The sequence below is a fragment of the Streptomyces sp. SD15 genome (genome assembly GCF_054462255.1).
Genome location: NZ_JBTLMO010000036.1, coordinates 1 through 16,625, shown reverse-complemented (window position 1 = coordinate 16,625; position 16,625 = coordinate 1). Strand labels below are relative to the sequence as shown.

The window sequence follows — 16,625 nt, the reverse complement described above, 5'->3', positions numbered from 1 at the left end:
GCCCTTTCAGGCTGGCTGAATGGTGGGTCAGGAGGCGGGGGCGTCCTGCTGGTCGCGGTTGGTGCGCAGCGCCCAGATGTGGTGCGGCGGGGTGGTCTCGTGGAAACGGGTCTCGTAGGTGTCGTCGACCCGGTCCATGTCGGCGGCGTACTCGACGCGGCCGCCGCACGGGGCGTGCAGAAAGCGGAAGACGTTGGAGCCGACGGTGTGGCGGCCGAGCCGGCGGGCCTCCCGCCAGCCGTGGTCGATCATGTAGTTGCCGCCCTCCACCACGTCGTCGAAGCCCGGGACCTCGTAGGCGATGTGGTTGACGCCGGCCCGGTCGGGGCGGTGGCACAGCAGGATGGTGTGCTGGTCGTCGTCGCCCGGGGCCTGCATGAACACGCCCATGGGCTCGACGACGTCGGTCGGCCGGAAGCCGAGGCGGTCCACGTAGAACCCGACGGCTTCCTTGCGCCCCTCCTTGAGGATGTTGAGGGCCACGTGGCACATGCGCAGCGGGCGTATCCGGGTGATGGGCTCCAGCCCGGTGTTCCAGCGGTTCACGCTGCCGAGCGCGTTGGCGGGCCGGGGTGTGACGTCCGCGGACTTCGGCCGGGCCAGGGTGAGTCCCACCCCGAATCCGGTCTCGTCCACGGTGTGGTGGACGCCGTCGGCGCTCTCGCGGACCTCACGGTCCCGGCCCACCGCCGTCACCAGCCGCTCCAACTCCTGCGGGGTGTCGACTCCCCAGACCACCTCACGCAAGGTGGGGCCGGCTTCCACCGGGGGTGGCAGCAGCGGGCCGGGGTCGGTGTCCAGCTGGAGGGTCTGCCCGGTGAGGGTCTCGAAGACCGCGTGCTCGTCGGTCCGCTCCAGCAGGAAGAGTCCGAAGTCGTCGAAGAACCGGACGCATTCGTCGAGATCGTCGATGGTGTAGGTGACCGATTCGATTCTCTGGATTCCCATGGATTCCTCGCTTAGGGCCTGTCCGGCGGATCATGCCGGAGACGCGGGGTCTGGTGCGCTGACAAGGCGCCGTTGCTTCCCTCCGACCTGATCCGCCGGACAGGCCCTAGTCGCAGATCGCGCCTGCGGTGCTCGTGCGGTCACCGGTTCCCCGCGATCGTAGGTTTGCGGCTTCGGCGGCCTCAACAGCCTGGTCGCGCAGGCATTGCAATCGTTAGTTGCGCTCTGGGTCGTTTGCTCACGGTCCTGACCGGACAGGGTCAGATCACCGATCCATCGCCGGAATGGGATTGCCCGAGAACCACTCGGTGAGAAAGTCGAGGAATACGGTGACTTTCCTCGGGGTGGCCTGACCGGGGCCGTAGATCGCGTAGAGCGGGCGGTCCGGCACCGCGAGCTCGGGGAGCAGGACCCGCAGCGCGCCGGACATGAGGTCGTCGTACGCCGGCCGCTGCGGCAGCAGGCCGATACCGAGGCCGTGCACGGCGGCCTTCTGCAGGGCGATGTAGGAGTTGGACGAGAACGCCACGTTACGGATCTTGTGCAGGGTGGAGGCGTGTCCGTGCCCGATGCGCCAGACGGGGTCGTTGACGTGCACGAGGCAGTCGTGGTGTGCGAGACCGTTCGGCTCGGTGAGCGGGCCCTTCCGGTCCAGGTACTCCTTCGACGCGCAGAGCACGAAGGGCAGCGAGGCGATCTTCTTGAGCCGGACGCTGGAGTCCCGCAGGTCCCGTGTATGGAAGGCGACGTCGAATCCGCTGTCCAGGAAATCGTAGGTGCGGTCGGACATGCCGCCCAGCTCGAAGCGGACATGAATTTTCGGATGTGCCGCGGAAAACGCGGCGATCGCGTCTCCGAGGTCCAGACTTCCTATCCACTTGGGACAGATGATGCTGAGCGATCCTTCGGCGCGGTCGTGGAGGTGCGACAGTACGGCGTCCTCCGCGTCGATTTCCTCGAGTATGCGCGCGGCGAATTCGGCGTACCGCTGGCCGGGTTCGGTGAGGCTCACCGAACGGGCGGTGCGGTTGACCAGTCGGACGCCCACCTGCCGTTCCAACTCGGCGACGTGTCGTGACACCAGCGAGCCCGATGAGCCCAGCTTCTTGGCGGCTCCGCTGAAGCTGCCCGCCTGTGCGACGGTGACGAAGCTGTGCATGAGGAGCAGACGATCCATGATTCCTCCGGAGGCCCACCTCACCAGGGGTGGGCCCCGGCGGCGGTGCCGGTCGTACGGGATGTGCGGGTGGTGCATCCGCCCGCGGAACGGGTTTCACAAACGGTTCGGCGTGCGGTCGCGCCGCACCGGAAGGCCCTCATAGCGGCTCTATCAGGACATTCCGGCACTACCTGCGGCGGTCGGGCGGCTCAGAACGCAGCGAGGCGGGCACCCCTCCCCAAGCAGACCCTGCTACTCAGGGCAGTATTGAGGTGCCTCGCTCACGTTGTCCTTGGTGACCAAGACAAGTGGAATGTTGGCAATTTTGTCAACGTCCTTGTTCTTGTCAAGTAGTCCGATCGTGTTCTTGACCGCTGTCTGACCGATGGTCATCGCCGAGTTGGCGACGGTGGCGGAGAAGCTGCCGTTCTTGACCGCGACCAGGCCGTCCTCGGTGCCATTGGCGGTCACGATCTTGACATCCTTGGCGCCGGCCGCGTCGAACGCCTTGCGAACGGCGAAGGCCATCTCCTCGTTGGCGACGAAGGCGTAGTCCAGGTCGGGGTTTGCCTGGATCATGTTCTCGGCGACGTCCTGCGCCTTGGCGGGGTTGAACATGCCGGGCTGGTTCGCGACCACCTTGGCGGTCGACGGCAGGGCGTCGGTGAAACCGCCCACCATCAGGTCGGAGGCCGCGCCCGGGGCTCCGGCGACGATGCCGACCTTGACGTTCTTACCGGCGGCGTCCTTCTCGATCCAGCCGGCGTCCAGGCTGCCGAGCTTCTTCAGGTCGACCTTGGCGACGCCCAGGACGTCCGACATGTCGTCCGTGGCCACGGAGGTCAGATAGATCGGGATGCCCGCGCTCTTGGCCTTGGCTATGTCGCCCTCGAGGGCGTCGACATTGACGGTCTGCACGATCAGGGCGTCCACGTTCCGCGCGATCATGTCCTCGATGTTGGACAGCTCGGTCCCGGCGTCCTGCTTGGAGTTGGCCGTGTAGACCGTGGCCCCCTGCGCCTTGGCCGTCTGCTCGACGGACTTGAGCAGACAGGTGTGGAAGTGGGTGTTGGCGCCGTTGACGAATCCGAGGGAGACGGAGCCGGCGGCGCCCGCACCGTCGGACTCCGAGCCGCAGCCGGAGAGCACCAGGGCGGCGGCGCCGACGAGCGAGGCCGCGACTGTACGGCGGGGGCGGGCTGTGGACTTCATGGATTACGCCTTTCCTGCATCTTTGAAGAGAAGGTGCGTTTGCAGAACGTATGGATGCGACCTCAATGGCCTGGTGAGGACTTCCGCTGGAACTCGTTGACGATGGCGGCGACCAGCAGCACTCCGCCGGTGACGACGTACTGGTAGTAGCTGTTGACCTGGAGGAGGTTGAGGGCGTTGGCGACGACTCCGAGCAGCACCACGCCGAGGATCGTGCCGGGAATGCTTCCCTGGCCTCCGGCCAGCGAGGTACCGCCGATGACCACCGCGGCCACGGCGGTCAACTGGAGTTGCAGACCACCGGTGTTGGGGGCGGCGGCGCCGAGCCGGGAGAGCAGCATCAGCCCGGCCAGACCGGCGAGCGCGCCGGCGAGGGCGTACAGGGCGAGCTTGCGCCCCGAGACGTTGATGCCGCTCAGCCGGGCGACGTGCTCGTTGCCGCCCATCGCGAACGCGTCGCGACCGAAGGTGGTGAACCGCATGGCCAGGCCGATCACGACGAGGACCAGGAGCGCCACGATCAGCAGGTAGGGAATGCCGAGGAACTTGGAGTTTCCGAGCGCGAACATCTTGTCGCCGATGGTGATGCTCATGCCATTGAGGACGAGCAGGGCGACGCCGTCGAGAAGCATCGCGGAGGCAAGGGTGGCGACGAACGGAGCGACCCTGGTGAAGGTCACCACCAGACCGTTGACCAGGCCTATCAGGGTGGCGAGGAGCAGGGTGAGAACCACCGTCACGGGCGTGGAATGGCCGCCCGACAGCAGTTGCGCGGCCACCGACACGGTGACGGCCGCGTTGCTGCCCATGGAGAAGTCCATGCCGCCGGCGGTCATCAGCAGGGTCAGCCCGGCCGCGATGACGGCGGTCACGCTGATCTGCCTCAGCACGTTGAGCAGGTTCTGCGAGCTGGTGAAGGAGTCCGCGTTGAGGGCGGTGAACACGCACACCAGGACGAGGACGACGATCAGCCCGCCGTGCGGGATCCGCAGCAGGGCCTGGGCCGTCAGCCGGGACGAGGTGCGCTCGGGCGGACGGGCCACGGCGTCCGTGGAGGCGGAGGGGGTCTTGAGGCTCACTGCGGTTGACCTCCGAGTGCAGTGGCGACGAGCTCGTCGCGGGTGATGGCGGTGATGGCGTGTTCGGCGATCATGCGGCCGCCGCTGACGACGACGACACGATCGGCGAGGCGCATGACCTCCTCGGCGGACGAGGAGGCGAGCAGCACGGCCACGCCGCGGTTGGCAAGGTCGTCGACGAGGGTGTGGATGTCGGCCATGGCCGCGACGTCCACGCCGTTGGTGGGGTCCTCGAGGAAGCAGGCGACCGGCTCGGTCTCCAGCCACTTGCCCAGCAGGACCTTCTGCTGGTTGCCGCCGGACAGCGCGCCCACGGGCGGATTGCCGGTGAGGGCGACCACGCCGTAGCTGCCGCGCAGGGGCGCGGCACGACGGGCGAGTTCGGTACGGCGGTGCAGCCTGCGGCGTGCGAAGCGGTCGCCTGCCAGCATCAGGTTCTCGTCCAGGGACATCCCCTGGACGAGCCCCAGGGTGCGGCGGTCACCCGTGACACAGCGCAGACCGCTGGCCAGCGAGGCCTGGACCCGGCCGAAGGGAACGGCCCGGCCGTCGACGCTCAGTTCGCCGGCGTCCGGGCGCTGCCGTCCGGAGAGCAGGTCGAACAGGCGTGACTGGGCGTCGCCCGCGGGCCCGAGTACGGCCACGATCTCGCCCTTGCGCACCTCGACGGTGAAGTCCTGGACGGCCCGGCCGTGGCTGAGGCCGCGTACGGCGAGGCCCCTCTCGTCCTTGGGCGCGGGGCGCTCGGGGCGATGCGAGACCACGTCCCGGCCGACCATGCTGCGGACCAGTCCCGCGGGGTCGGTCTCCGTGGCCGACACGCAGGTCACCACGTTCCCGTCCCGCAGCACGGTGAGGCGGTCCGCGACGGCCATGACCTCGTCGATGTAGTGCGAGATGTAGACGACGGCGACGCCCTCGTCGCGCAGGGTGCGCACCAGCGTCCTGATCTGGTTCGCGGCCTCCGCGCTCAGACAGGCGGTCGGCTCGTCGAGGATCAGGATCCGGCCGCCGCGCCGGACCTCCCGGGCCACCTCCACCATGGTCTGCTCGGCCACGGTGAGGGAGCCCGCGACGCGCTCCACGTCGATGTCGATGCCGAGGTCGGACAGCGCTCTGTTCGCCTCGTCCTTGACCGCCTTCCAGTGCACGGTGCCGCGCCGGGTGGGCAGATCGCCCAGCATGACGTTCTCGGCCACGGTCAGGCCCATCGCCAACTCGCGGCGCTGGGGAACCGAGGCGATGCCGAGCCGGCGGGCCTTGCGCACGGTCAGCCCGGACTGTGTGTGTCCGTTGACCTCGATGGTGCCGGCGTCGGGCTGGTGGATCCCGGAGAGGACCTGCACCAGCGTCGACTTGCCGGCTCCGTTCATGCCCATCAGCGCGTGGATCTCGCCGGGGTACAGGTCGAGATCCACGCCCTTGAGCGCGGCCGCCCCGCCGAAGGTCTTGGTGACGCCTCGTACGCGCAGCACGGCTTCGGGCCGCGTACCGGCGGTGCTGCCGGCCGCGGGGGGTTTCATGGGGGTCACGTCAGTGCCTTCCTGCGTGCTCCGGTCCCTGGTGGCCGTCACGGCCGCGGCCCGTCCCCGTCGGGCGTGACGCGCTCGTAGCCGCGGATGTCCGGGAAAGGGGGCTCGCGGTCGGCCTGGAGGTCCACCTGGAAGGTGTTCAGGCACATGCCGAGCATGGTGAAGTTGCCGAGCGCGCCGATGGTGTCGACCAGTCCCTTGGAGCCGAAGTGCTCGAGCGCGCGGGCGAAAGTGTCGTCGGAGACGAAGTGCTCCTCGAGGATCTCCCGGCAGAACTGGTAGAAGGCCTGGTCCGCCTCGTCCTCGAAGACCGCCTCGCGCTTCTCGGCGACGGCCTTGACGGCGGCCTCCGGGATGCCGGCCTCGATCGCCTGGTGCACATGCACGTTCCAGGAGTACTGCGCGTCCCAGTTGCGCGCGGCCATCAGCAGGGTGAGCTCGCGCAGGTGCTTGGGAAGGCTGCAGTCGAAGCGGGCGAAGGCACCGAGGGACTCGGCGCGTTCACACATCTCCGGGCTGTGCAGCCAGACCCGGAACGGGCCACGGACAGCGCCTCGGCGGCCGGCGATCCGGGCGGCCAACTCCTGCTGGCGGGGAGTCATTTCCTCTTCGGCGAGAACGGGGAGCCTCATGTGGCCGATACCTGCCTTTTCTTTCCGCCGCGTTTCGGGCACGGAACGGGACGCCGTGCGATGCCAGCCGACGGTACAGCCGGGTTCGCGAAGCTCACCCCTCTCGGAGTGCAAGGTAAAGCTGCACGCCGGAGGGCACCCATTCGCCGGGGGACGGCCTAACGTCGGTCGGCGTATCACCGTGAAGCTGGAGAGGATTTTCCGGATGACCACGATCATCAAGGCCGCGTCCGTGCCCCTGCTCGACCGAGGTGGCTCGGTTGTGACGACGCCGCTGGTCACCACGTTGTCCGCGGCCGGGGAGAACCGGATCACCAGTGGGATGAGCGTGTATCCGGTCGGTTCCGGGGCGCCGTTGCACTCGCACAACTGCGACGAGCACGTGACGATCCTCGAGGGCGAGGCGGAGGTGGTGGTGGACGGCGAGGTGACGAAACTGGAGCAGTTCGACACCACGTATGTTCCGTCCCCCATTCCTCACCTGTTCCGGAACATCGGCGACCGCCCGCTGCGCATCCTGTGGGTGTATTCGTCGGGCCATGTGACCCGTACGTTCACGGCAACCGGCAAGACGGTGGAACACCTTTCGGTCGAGGACCAGATGGGGTGAACTCATAGGCGTACTCGGCCCTTTGACGCATACGTGCGCCCGGCAGTCCTCGGTGACGGCCGGGCGTTCGGCATGAGTTCCCCCAGGGCTGCCAGGGCCGGGCGGCGCCTCGCACGCCCTGGGCCGAACGGCACGCGACAACGGCGCGGCGCCCCGACCGGGGCGGGCATCCGGCACCGAGGGGCCCCGCGCCGACACGAGGGCCCAGCGCGCATCACCAGCCGTCCCGCCCCCGAGAGCCCGCCCGAAGGCTTTGCGAGCAAAGTCCCCGCGAGCCGCCCGAGCGCCTCACCAGCCCTCCCAGGGCTCCTGTACCGACAGTTCGAGCACCCCGCGAGCCCGCCGACGGATTCCGTGAGGGTGGCTTATGACGCCGAACGCCGCCCACCGCATCCCCTGCGGCGGCCGGCGTTCGTCCTCGTCTCCCTGCGTCGGGGTACTGCCCGACCAGGCGCGGATCTGCCCGTCAGTGGACGCTGATCAGCTCCTGTTCGGCGGCGCTGCGCGGCGCCTGCTTGGAGCTCCGCAGGGCCGCGATGCCGATGAAGACCATGGAGGACAGTCCGGCCAACGCGAAGGCGGTGAAGCCCCAGTCGCCCTGGTTGGCGGCGAGCAGCTGGCCGCCGAGCCACGGGCCGAACACGGCGCCGAAGCGGCCCATGCCGGAGGTCCAGCCGACGGCGGTGGCGCGGTTCTCGGGGATGGAGCGGATCGACACCGTCGCATAGATCATGGTCTGGGCGCTGTTGAGGAACACGCCGGTGAAGAAGACGACGACGAAGGTGACGGCCAGCGGCATGTGGACGCTGAGCAGGAAGACTCCGGCGGCGGTCAGCGCGAACCAGATCGCCGAGATGCGCGGGGCGCCGAAGCGGTCGGAGGCCCGGCCGGCGACCAGCATGCCCACGATGCCGCCGAGGTTGAAGATGACGACGAAGGTCAGGGCAGAGCCGAGGTTGTAGCCCTCGCTGCGCATCAGGGTGGGCAGCCAGGTGGCGACGCCGTAGACGAGCAGCAGGCCGCCGAAGGAAGCCAGCCAGTACAGCAGGGTCTGGATCCACTCACCGCCGCGGAACAGGTTGGTGAGGGCGTTCCAGCGGTCGGCGGGGGCCTTCTTGCCTGCCTGGGCGGGCAGCTCGACCTCGTAGCGCTCGGCCAGCTCGCGGGCCTCCTCGGTGCGGCCCTTGGCGACCAGGAAGCTCAGCGACTCGGGCAGGAACTTGGCCAGCACCGGGGCGAAGAGCAGCGGGACCACACAGACCCAGAAGGCGGCGCGCCAGCCGACGGGCTCCACCAGCCACTTGGCCACGTAGGCGGAGAGGATGCCGCCGGCGTGGTGGGCGGTCATCAGCATGCCGATGGTGAGGGCCGCGCGGCCGCGCGGGGCGTAATCGGAGACCATGCTGATCGCGGTGGGCAGCAGACCGCCGAGGCCGATGCCGGCGAGGGTCCGGCCGAGGCCGAAGACCTCGACGCTGGAGGACATCGCACACAGGCCGGAGGCCAGCGAGAAGAGCGTGACGCAGGCGACCATCAGCTTCTTGCGGCCGATCCGGTCCGCGATCGTCCCCGCGGTGAGGGCGCCGATCAGCATGCCGAAGGTGGCGTAGCTGCCCAGGTCTCCGGCCTGGTCCGGGGTGATGCCGAGCGCCTTCGTCTCGAGCATGTGGGGCAGCACGGAGCCGTAGATGAACATGTCGAGGCCGTCGAAGAGCACGGCCAGCCAGCACAGACCGACGACCAGAATGGCCAGTCTGCTCCCGCGAGCTGACAGGGAGGGGGAGGAGGACATCTTTGTTTTCCTCTCGTCCAGGAAAGGCGGTCCCTGGAGGGGATCAGTTCTGGGGGTCCCCCTGCTCGAGCGGAGCCGAGAGCTTGGGGGCGGGTCGACGCGGCTCGTGCGGCTGACCCGGTGTGCGCTAGACGCTAAGGATCCGTTCCGAGAGTGTCAACACTTTTGTCAACAATCTCAGCAACAATCCACCTTCAGGCATCGGACAGCGGCGGACCGGCCTCGGACGCAGTAAAAGCAAGGGGGGTGAGGGCACCTGGCTGTGTGCCCTCACCCCCCGGTTCGGCTCGATTCAGCAGACAGGCGGTGTGCCGTGGGTGTGGAAGGACTCGATGGTCTTCAGGCCCCACGCCTGCCCCTTGGCACGCTCGGCCTGCGTCCAGGTGACCAGCGGCCAGTCCGGGGCCAGCACCAGGCGGGTGAGCGGGTTGCACAGTTCGATGCGGTTGCCGCCCGGCTCGTAGACGTACAGGAAGAACGTCTGCTGGATGGCGTGCTTGTGCGGGCCGGTCTCGATGAACACGCCGGTGTCGATGGCGAGATCGGCGGCGCGCAGGATGTCCTCGCGGGTGTCGGTCGCGAACGCGATGTGGTGCAGGCGTCCGCGCGAACCCGTCCAGTCCTCGGTATAGACGACGTCGTACGACTTGTTCGTGAACGTCAGCCACTTCGCGGAGATCTTGCCGGTGTCCAGCTGGACCTGCTCGGTCGGGCGGGCACCGAGGAGGTGCTGATGGAAGTCGGCGTTGGCGGCGACGTCCGCGGCGAGGTAGTTGATGTGGTCCAGGCGACGTACGCCCACACCGTGACCCGGCTTGGCCTGGGGCTGGTTCTTCAGGCCCGGCTTGAGCGCGTCCGGGGCCTCGTACCACTCGGACTCCCAGTACAGGGCGATCTCATGGCCGTCGGGGTCGGTGGTCACATACAGCGGGCCAAGGCCCGGCTCGCCCTCGGTCCAGCGACCGTCGTGGCCCGCGGCCTCCAGCTCCTTGACCCTGCGCTGCAAAGCCTCCTCGCTGGAGGCGCGCAACGCGGTGCGGCGTATGCCGGAGGTCTCGTGCGCGGTCAGGACGAGGCTGTGGTGCTCGTAGTCGTCCCAGGTCCGCAGATAGACCGAGTCGCCACTTTGGCCGTTGACCGTCAGACCTAGGTACTCGGTGAAGAACTTGAGACTGCCATCCAGGTCCGGGGTGAGCAGTTCGACGTGCCCGAGGTGGGCGATATCTCCAAGGGGCGGAGTCATCAGCGGCTCCTCCTTAACGGCCGTGTGCGGGCGTGGGGGCGGTGTCGGCGGACCGGGGGAAGACGGTGCCGTCGAAGATCTTTCGTGCGGTACGCACCACGGCGGTGCAGCGAGCCACCGGTGCGGTCTCGCCCGAGCCGGGGTCGACGCTAGTGTCGATTTCTATGAATCCGCTTGGATGTTCGATGCGAATTCGGTCACTTTGTACGGGAAGCTCCGCGATCCCCTCCCCCACGCTGCCGGGGATACGCAGCCCGGCCGCCACGCTCGCGGCGCCCAGGACGCCGATGGAGGTGTGGCAGCGCACCGGGATGAAGGTGCGGGTCATCACGGCGCCGCCATTGCGGGGCGGGGCGAGCAGGCTGAGCTTGGGCACGGTGGTGCCCTCGACATCGCCGAGGCCCATCAGCTTGCCGGCCTCCAGCCTGATCTCCCTCAGACGGTCGGCGAGCGCCAGATTCTCCTCCAGGTCCTTGGGGGCCTCGTCACCCTTGACGTTCAGGGCCAAGGCCGGGATCAGGACGGTCGGCATCCCGTTGTCCACGCAGGTCACCGGCGTACCGGCCACGATGTCGCGGACGTTCCCGGTGGGCAGCAGCGGGCTCGCACCCTGCGGGAACTCGATCACCACCGGTGCGGCGGTCCCCGGCACGCCGGAGATCTCCGCGGAGCCGGTGTAGTCGACGCGCCCGCCGGGGGTGGGGAAGGTCGCGACGGCGAGCTCCCCGGTGTTGAGCATGCGGATCCGTACGGATGTCTCGCCCTCGCCGGGCGGCACGAGTCCGCGTTCGACGGCGAAGGGGCCGACCCCGGCCAGGATGTTGCCGCAGTTCTGCCGGTCGGACACCTCGGGCCGGTCGACGCCCACCTGCAGGAACAGGTAGTCGACGTCCGCCTCGGGATCGTCCGCGGCCGAGACCACGGCCACCTTGCTGGTCAGCGGGTGCGCCCCGCCCAGGCCGTCGATCTGGCGCGGGTCGGGGCTGCCCATGACGCGCAGCAGCAGGTCGTCGCGTGCGGCGGCGTCGGCAGGCAGGTCCTCGGCCAGGAAGTAGGCGCCCTTGGAAGTGCCGCCGCGCATGAGCATGCAGCGCACCTCCACGGACCCGGTCATGACTTTGCTCCGTCCCGCACGTACTCGTCGTACGTCCGGTAGGTCACGCCCAGGCGTACCAGCGTCTCGCGCAGCCCGTACCGGTCCAGACCCAGCTGGCCCTCGATGAAGGCGGCGCGGGCAAGCGCCTCCTTGTTCTCGCGGGCCTCGGACGTCTCGGCGGTCCGGCGGGCGCTCTCGCGGGGGACGACCACCACACCGTCGTCGTCGGCGAGGATCACGTCGCCGGGGCGGATCACCCGGCCGTCGATGGCGATCGGCACGTTGACCGAACCGCCCGTGGCCTTCACGGTGCCCTGCGCCGAGACGGCCCGGGACCACGCGGGGAAGCCCATCTCGCGCAGCTCCTGGGTGTCCCGGATGCCCGCGTCGGTGATCAGGCCACGCACGCCGCGCCGCTGCAGCGCGGTGGCGAACAGCTCGCCGAACATGCCGTCGGTGGAGGGCGAGGTGGTGGTGACCACCAGGATGTCGCCTTCGCCGCACTGCTCGACGGCAGCGTGGATCATGAGGTTGTCGCCGGGCCAGCTCAGCACCGTGACCGCGGTACCCGCGACCCGGGTGCCCTGCTGGATCGGGCGCAGCTCGGGGCCGAGCAGGCCGGTGCGGCCCATCGCCTCGCTCACGGTGGCGACGCCGAAGCCCGCCAGCGCCTCGACGTCCTTCGCGTCCGCCTTCGGCGGGTTGGTGACGATCACGCCGCTCATGCCAGCTCCTTCGCGATCTGCGGGTAGGGACGCATGTACGCCTCGGCCATGGTCTTGTGCGCCAGGCCCAGGTTGGGTCCGGCGTTGCGCTTGAGCTGAACACCGCGGCGGACGGCAAGGTCGGTGTAGTAGTCCCACAGGTGCTGCTGGGCGCCGAGGCACTCCATCGCCTTGCGCTTGGCCTCCCAGACATCGGTGATGTCGAGGAGGACCTCGGGCTTGAAGCCGCTCATCTCGGGCTGGTGCGGCTCGAAGAAGAAGACCGGCGGGGCGCCGATGATCTCGCCCGGGCCGGGGTAACCGATGGCCTGGGCCAGCACGCGGGCCTCCAGCGCCATCCGGTTGGCAGCCGGGTGGTCGCCGTTGTACGGGTCCTCGGTCGGGTGTGTGAGAACGACGTCGGGCTGGGTGTCGCGGTAGACCTCGACGAGTTTGTCGGTCAGCTCGGCCGTGGCGATCAGCGGGTAGTCGCCGGCGTCGAAGAAGCGGACCTCGGCACCGAGGGTGGCGGCGGCCTTCTCGGCCTCCTCACGGCGGATCGCCTTGATCTCCTCGAGCTTCTTGCCCTCGCGCCACGCTTTGGCGGACTCGCCGCGCTCGCCGAAGGTCAGGCACGCGATGGTGACCTTCTCCCCTCGGGAGGCGGCGAGGGCGATGGCTCCGCCGGCCCGCCAGACGAAGTCTCCGGCGTGCGCGGTGACGACGAGCGTGGATCGTGGGGTAGCGGGCGCGTTGCCGTGCGTCATTACTCACATCTCCTTGGTGGACAGGCCGGTTGGCCCACCCGTGCGGCGTCAGGCGCGCAGTGCGTCGATGACACCCGCGAGGTGGGTGCGGACGGCCGCTTCGGCCGCCTGCGGGTCCCTGGCCCTGATCGTCTCGATCATGGCCAGGTGCTCACTCAGGGACTGCTGGGGGCGACCCGGTCTCAGCGCGAGCTGGAAACGATGGCGCACCAGCTGTCCGTTGAGCCGCTCCAGCAACTCGACGGCGACCTGCTGGCCGGAGATCTCCCTGATCCGGTCGTGCAGTTCGTGGTTGAGCTCGGAGTAGAGCACCGGCTCGCCGCCGGCGACGGCCTTCGACATCGCGGTGCCCAGGTCGGTCAGCTCGTCGAGCTGCTCCTCACTGGCCTCGACGGCTGCCTTGGCCGCGCACAGCCCCTCGAGGACCATGCGGCACTCGGTGATGGCCACCGCTTCCTCGACCGTCACCACCCGCACCCGCGAGCCGCGGTTGCGGATCCGCTCGACCAGTGCCTCCGATTCCAGCTCGATCAGCGCTGCCCGGACGCTGGCCCGCGTGACACCGAACTGCTCGGCGAGTTCGTTCTCCACCAGCCGCTGGGCCGGTGCCATCTCGCCCCGCAGAATCGCCTGCCGCAGCCGCACGAGTACATGCCGCTTGGCCTGCTCGCCGGTGCCTGGACGGGCTTCCTTCGGCATCGCGCCCTCCCTGATTGAGTGCCTGTCGAACGTAAATCTAAGCCAACAAGATTGTCAACAATTTTGTTTTCCATGTCGCCGACATGCTTCACCGACGCTACGGCGATCCGTCACGGCATCGCTGATCAGGGCACCCACGAACACGGGGGCGATCATCGAACGACCTGGAGGTAAACGCCAGACCACGCCACCCCTTCCGCCGGATAGAAATATCTACCAGCATGAACACGCCGAGTTGGCGTCCAAGTGCGGGAGTTGGCCATGCCGAATGCGATGTGGATGCGAGGTGTCGAGTGGCTCGCCGCAGCCGCCTCGGACCCTCGGACGTGCAAGCGGGAGTGGGATCAGGGACCGGGGACCGTACTCATGGAGGCCGGGCGGTTCTGGGACGTGCTCAGCGTGCCCGAGCACCTCGGACTGCTCGCCCTGGACATCCTGTGGCACGACCCCCTGCACGCGCCGGGGCCGACATTGATGGACACCTCGGCCCGCAGAGTGGGCTTCTTCCTGCCCCCGGACCCGGGAAGCCACTGGATCGGATCCGGGCTCCGCTGCGCCGGCAAGGGCTCATGGGTCGCCGTACCACCGCCGTACCGCGCGGCGCGGTTCCTGGAATGGATCATTCCGCCCGATGGGACCGGGGCCCTGCACCCCGCCCCCACCCTGGAGCTGGCACTGCAACAGGCCAACGGAACGCTCGCCGTCCTGGCCCCCCTGCACGAGCGGTGAGCGTCCCCGCCCGCGCGGCGCGGTTCACCAACCCAGCAGGCCCCGGGGCACCGGGATGGCGGGCACGGGACCGGCCTCCGTATCCCGTGCCGCGCGCTCGCGATCCCGCACCACTCGCTCCCGCTCGGGGCCCGACGGTTGAGCCGGGGGTCCCACCCGCGGGCCGTCCGCCCAGGAGTCCACCGGCCACAGCTCGCCTTCCAGCGGGCCGGACGCGGCAAAGGAAGCCCACAGCACCTCGAACACCTCGCGGCGCTCCGGAATCACCCGGCCCTTGGCGTGCCACTCCGCGACCAACTGGGCGTAGATCGGCGGATGGCCCTGTCGTCCATCCGTCAGTTCCGCGTACGACCGGCCCACGACGTCGGGTTCCGGACGGCGCCGCCGGGCCGTGTGAGTGCTGTCCATGACGGGACAACGTCCGCGTGTGCGCCGGTGGTACGCCGCCTCCGCGGCCGCTCACCGAGTCGGGTGAGGGCGTCGCCCGTTCGGAGTCATGCACCGGTCCGACAAGCCTCTTCGCCGATCATCGCCCTCCCCTTCCTTCTACTGTCCAGTAATATCGCGCGGCAGATCCCTTCGAGGAGGAACCGTGCCACGGTCGGAACGCTCGCCCCTGTTGCTCGCCGGTCTGCTGGCCGCCGCGGGGGTCGCTCACTTCGTGTCGCCACGGCAGTTCGACGCGACCATTCCGCGGGCGCTGCCGGGGGCGCCCCGGGCCTGGACGTACGGCAGCGGGGTCGCCGAACTGGCCCTGGCCGCCGGGGTGGCGCTGCCCCGCACCCGGCGGGTGTCCGCGCTCGCCACGGCCGCGTTCTTCGTCGGGGTGTTTCCCGCCAACGTCCAGATGGCCGTGGACTGGCGTCACCGTCCCGCGCCTCTCAGAACCGCCGCCCTCGCGCGGCTGCCGCTGCAGGTACCCCTTGTACTGTGGGCCCGGGGTATCGCCAAGGGTGGAGAGGGACGGTCATGACACGTGGTGTGGATGTGGGCGACAAGGTCGAGGACTTCGTCCTGCCGGACGAGACCGGCGTGGAACGGAAGTTGTCCGATCTGCTCGAGGCCGGACCGGTGGTGCTGTTCTTCTATCCCGCCGCTCTCACCCCCGGCTGCACGGCCGAGGCATGTCACTTCCGTGATCTGGCGGCCGAGTTCGCCGACGCGGGCGCGCGGCCGGTGGGCGTCAGCGGCGATCCCGTCGACCGGCAGCAGGAGTTCGCCGGGCGTCACACCCTCGGATTCCCCCTGCTGTCCGACACCGACGGGAGTGTCCGGGAGCGGTTCGGAGTGAAGCGCGGCTTCTCCCTGGCCCCCACCAAGCGGGTCACCTTCGTGCTCGCCCAGGACCGCACGGTCCTGGAGGTCGTGCGCAGTGAAATCCGGATGAGCGCCCACGCCGACCGGGCCCTCGCCGCGCTGCGTGCCCATCGGGGCTGAACCACAGCTCAGCCACGACTCCGTCTCGGCGGCGCCGGTGTGCTCAACGCGGACGAGTTCCGGATGAACCGACCAGGGGAAACGCCGACAGAGCTCCACGCCCCGGACGGGCGGCTCACGTCATGAGACGCGACACGTGCTCCGTCGGCGGGAGACCCGCCTCAGTTGCCCTGCTCTCCCGCCGTCGGATCCGGATGTGACCGGCGCTCCCGCACCGCATAGAGGTCCGCATCACCACCGCTAACGGCAGGACGAGCACCCGCTTCATCACGCTCGACCAGAGTGCCGGCGGTCAGCGCCGCGCATGGCGCGCGGGTGACGCCACCGCGGTCCGATTCATCATCCGCTCGGCCTACGGTGCCGCCGCGGACAAGCAGGTCTCCATAGCCGAGATCGAGATCTTCGGCCCGTCGAGCCGCAACGCCTCATAGGGAGAGGGCCCGGAGGGGACTGCGGGCAAGGGGATCGCGGGGAAGGTGCCATTCCATGGTCGTGTGCTTCCGGTTCTGGCCGAACTGGGAGGATGACCACCGCGGCGCCGCCGCGGCCTTACCGTAGGGGCAAGGCACCAGACCCGAGGAGAAGCGCCACCCGTGCACGACGCACCGATCTACGCCCAACTGATCTCCGAACGCGGGGACATACCGCTACAGGTCCGCAACGAAGCCCGCAGGCTCCAGCGGGAACTCGAATGGATCATCAACACGGACCCCGCATCGGGCGGTCTCCTCCCCAGGCCCCCCGGGGTTTCGGCCCAGAGCCCCCGCGCCCTTCCCCCCTCCCTTCCCCCGGGGAACAGCTCCACCGGCTGGCTCACCTGACGGAATGCCAACCGGGGTACGCGCGTGCCGCCGTCCGCACCGGAACGGCGGCCGCATCACTCCGCTCGTGATCAGTACATCTAGCCAGCTAGGGCCTGTCCGGCGGATCATGCCGGAGACGCGGGGTCCGGCACGCCGATCTGCGGCGTTGTCGTCGGTTGCCGA

At 69.1% G+C, this 16,625-nt stretch carries 18 protein-coding genes; 5 read left to right on the top strand and 13 right to left on the bottom strand.

Annotation, left to right across the window (positions count from 1 at the left end):
- Window positions 1-27 precede the first annotated feature (27 nt).
- From ACX28W_RS29870 to ACX28W_RS29845, 6 genes are all read right to left on the bottom strand, one after another.
- The gene (locus ACX28W_RS29870; protein WP_459002847.1) at window positions 28-948 is read right to left on the bottom strand and encodes a VOC family protein; all 921 of its coding nucleotides are present in this window, start codon (window positions 946-948) and stop codon (window positions 28-30) included.
- Window positions 949-1,213: 265 nt separating this feature from the next.
- Entirely contained in the window at window positions 1,214-2,125 is a 912-nt protein-coding gene (locus ACX28W_RS29865) for a LysR family transcriptional regulator (protein WP_362076986.1), read from the bottom strand.
- Window positions 2,126-2,359: 234 nt separating this feature from the next.
- The gene (locus ACX28W_RS29860; protein ID WP_459002846.1) at window positions 2,360-3,319 is read right to left on the bottom strand and encodes a sugar ABC transporter substrate-binding protein; all 960 of its coding nucleotides are present in this window, start codon (window positions 3,317-3,319) and stop codon (window positions 2,360-2,362) included.
- Between the two features lie 62 nt (window positions 3,320-3,381).
- Window positions 3,382-4,398 (bottom strand): ABC transporter permease, encoded by a 1,017-nt coding sequence (locus tag ACX28W_RS29855; RefSeq protein ID WP_459002844.1) that lies wholly within the window; start codon window positions 4,396-4,398, stop codon window positions 3,382-3,384.
- Window positions 4,395-5,921 (bottom strand): sugar ABC transporter ATP-binding protein, encoded by a 1,527-nt coding sequence (locus ACX28W_RS29850; protein ID WP_459002843.1) that lies wholly within the window; start codon window positions 5,919-5,921, stop codon window positions 4,395-4,397. Before ACX28W_RS29850 ends, ACX28W_RS29855 begins: the two co-directional genes overlap by 4 nt.
- 47 nt (window positions 5,922-5,968) lie before the next feature.
- Window positions 5,969-6,532, bottom strand: coding sequence for a carboxymuconolactone decarboxylase family protein (locus ACX28W_RS29845; protein ID WP_459002945.1), 564 nt, complete (start codon window positions 6,530-6,532; stop codon window positions 5,969-5,971).
- 235 nt (window positions 6,533-6,767) lie between these two features.
- Here ACX28W_RS29845 and ACX28W_RS29840 point away from each other — a divergent pair, with 235 nt between their 5' ends.
- Window positions 6,768-7,172: a cupin domain-containing protein gene (locus ACX28W_RS29840; protein ID WP_459002841.1), complete on the top strand. Its 405-nt coding sequence runs from the start codon at window positions 6,768-6,770 to the stop codon at window positions 7,170-7,172.
- A 466-nt stretch (window positions 7,173-7,638) separates the two neighbouring features.
- On the opposite strand, the gene ACX28W_RS29835 is transcribed toward ACX28W_RS29840, so the two are convergent.
- The 6 genes from ACX28W_RS29835 to ACX28W_RS29810 form a co-directional block, all read right to left on the bottom strand.
- Window positions 7,639-8,964, bottom strand: a complete 1,326-nt coding sequence (locus ACX28W_RS29835; RefSeq protein ID WP_459002840.1) for an MFS transporter — start codon at window positions 8,962-8,964, stop codon at window positions 7,639-7,641.
- Between the two features lie 292 nt (window positions 8,965-9,256).
- Entirely contained in the window at window positions 9,257-10,207 is a 951-nt protein-coding gene (locus ACX28W_RS29830) for a catechol 2,3-dioxygenase (RefSeq protein WP_459002839.1), read from the bottom strand.
- A gap of 13 nt (window positions 10,208-10,220) precedes the next feature.
- Window positions 10,221-11,321 (bottom strand): 4-oxalomesaconate tautomerase, encoded by a 1,101-nt coding sequence (locus ACX28W_RS29825; RefSeq protein ID WP_459002837.1) that lies wholly within the window; start codon window positions 11,319-11,321, stop codon window positions 10,221-10,223.
- Window positions 11,318-12,028 carry a 4-carboxy-4-hydroxy-2-oxoadipate aldolase/oxaloacetate decarboxylase gene (locus ACX28W_RS29820; protein WP_459002836.1) on the bottom strand — a complete coding sequence of 237 codons (711 nt, stop codon included), beginning with the start codon at window positions 12,026-12,028 and terminating at the stop codon, window positions 11,318-11,320. Before ACX28W_RS29820 ends, ACX28W_RS29825 begins: the two co-directional genes overlap by 4 nt.
- On the bottom strand, window positions 12,025-12,774 hold the full coding sequence (locus tag ACX28W_RS29815) for a PIG-L deacetylase family protein (RefSeq protein WP_459002834.1): 750 nt from the start codon (window positions 12,772-12,774) through the stop codon (window positions 12,025-12,027). The genes ACX28W_RS29820 and ACX28W_RS29815 overlap by 4 nt, the downstream gene beginning before the upstream one ends.
- A 48-nt stretch (window positions 12,775-12,822) precedes the next feature.
- A complete protein-coding gene (locus tag ACX28W_RS29810; RefSeq protein WP_459002833.1) occupies window positions 12,823-13,473 on the bottom strand; it encodes a GntR family transcriptional regulator in 651 nt (216 codons plus the stop codon).
- 261 nt (window positions 13,474-13,734) lie between these two features.
- Here ACX28W_RS29810 and ACX28W_RS29805 point away from each other — a divergent pair, with 261 nt between their 5' ends.
- Window positions 13,735-14,202 (top strand): hypothetical protein, encoded by a 468-nt coding sequence (locus ACX28W_RS29805; protein ID WP_459002832.1) that lies wholly within the window; start codon window positions 13,735-13,737, stop codon window positions 14,200-14,202.
- A 24-nt stretch (window positions 14,203-14,226) separates the two neighbouring features.
- On the opposite strand, the gene ACX28W_RS29800 is transcribed toward ACX28W_RS29805, so the two are convergent.
- On the bottom strand, window positions 14,227-14,610 hold the full coding sequence (locus ACX28W_RS29800; protein WP_459002831.1) for a hypothetical protein: 384 nt from the start codon (window positions 14,608-14,610) through the stop codon (window positions 14,227-14,229).
- Between the two features lie 184 nt (window positions 14,611-14,794).
- Here ACX28W_RS29800 and ACX28W_RS29795 point away from each other — a divergent pair, with 184 nt between their 5' ends.
- The 3 genes from ACX28W_RS29795 (at window position 14,795) to ACX28W_RS29785 (ending at window position 16,460) form a co-directional block, all read left to right on the top strand.
- The gene (locus ACX28W_RS29795; protein ID WP_459002830.1) at window positions 14,795-15,175 is read left to right on the top strand and encodes a DoxX family protein; all 381 of its coding nucleotides are present in this window, start codon (window positions 14,795-14,797) and stop codon (window positions 15,173-15,175) included.
- Entirely contained in the window at window positions 15,172-15,639 is a 468-nt protein-coding gene (locus tag ACX28W_RS29790) for a peroxiredoxin (RefSeq protein WP_459002829.1), read from the top strand. The genes ACX28W_RS29795 and ACX28W_RS29790 overlap by 4 nt, the downstream gene beginning before the upstream one ends.
- A gap of 593 nt (window positions 15,640-16,232) precedes the next feature.
- Entirely contained in the window at window positions 16,233-16,460 is a 228-nt protein-coding gene (locus tag ACX28W_RS29785; protein ID WP_362077031.1) for a hypothetical protein, read from the top strand.
- Window positions 16,461-16,625: the final 165 nt, after the last annotated feature.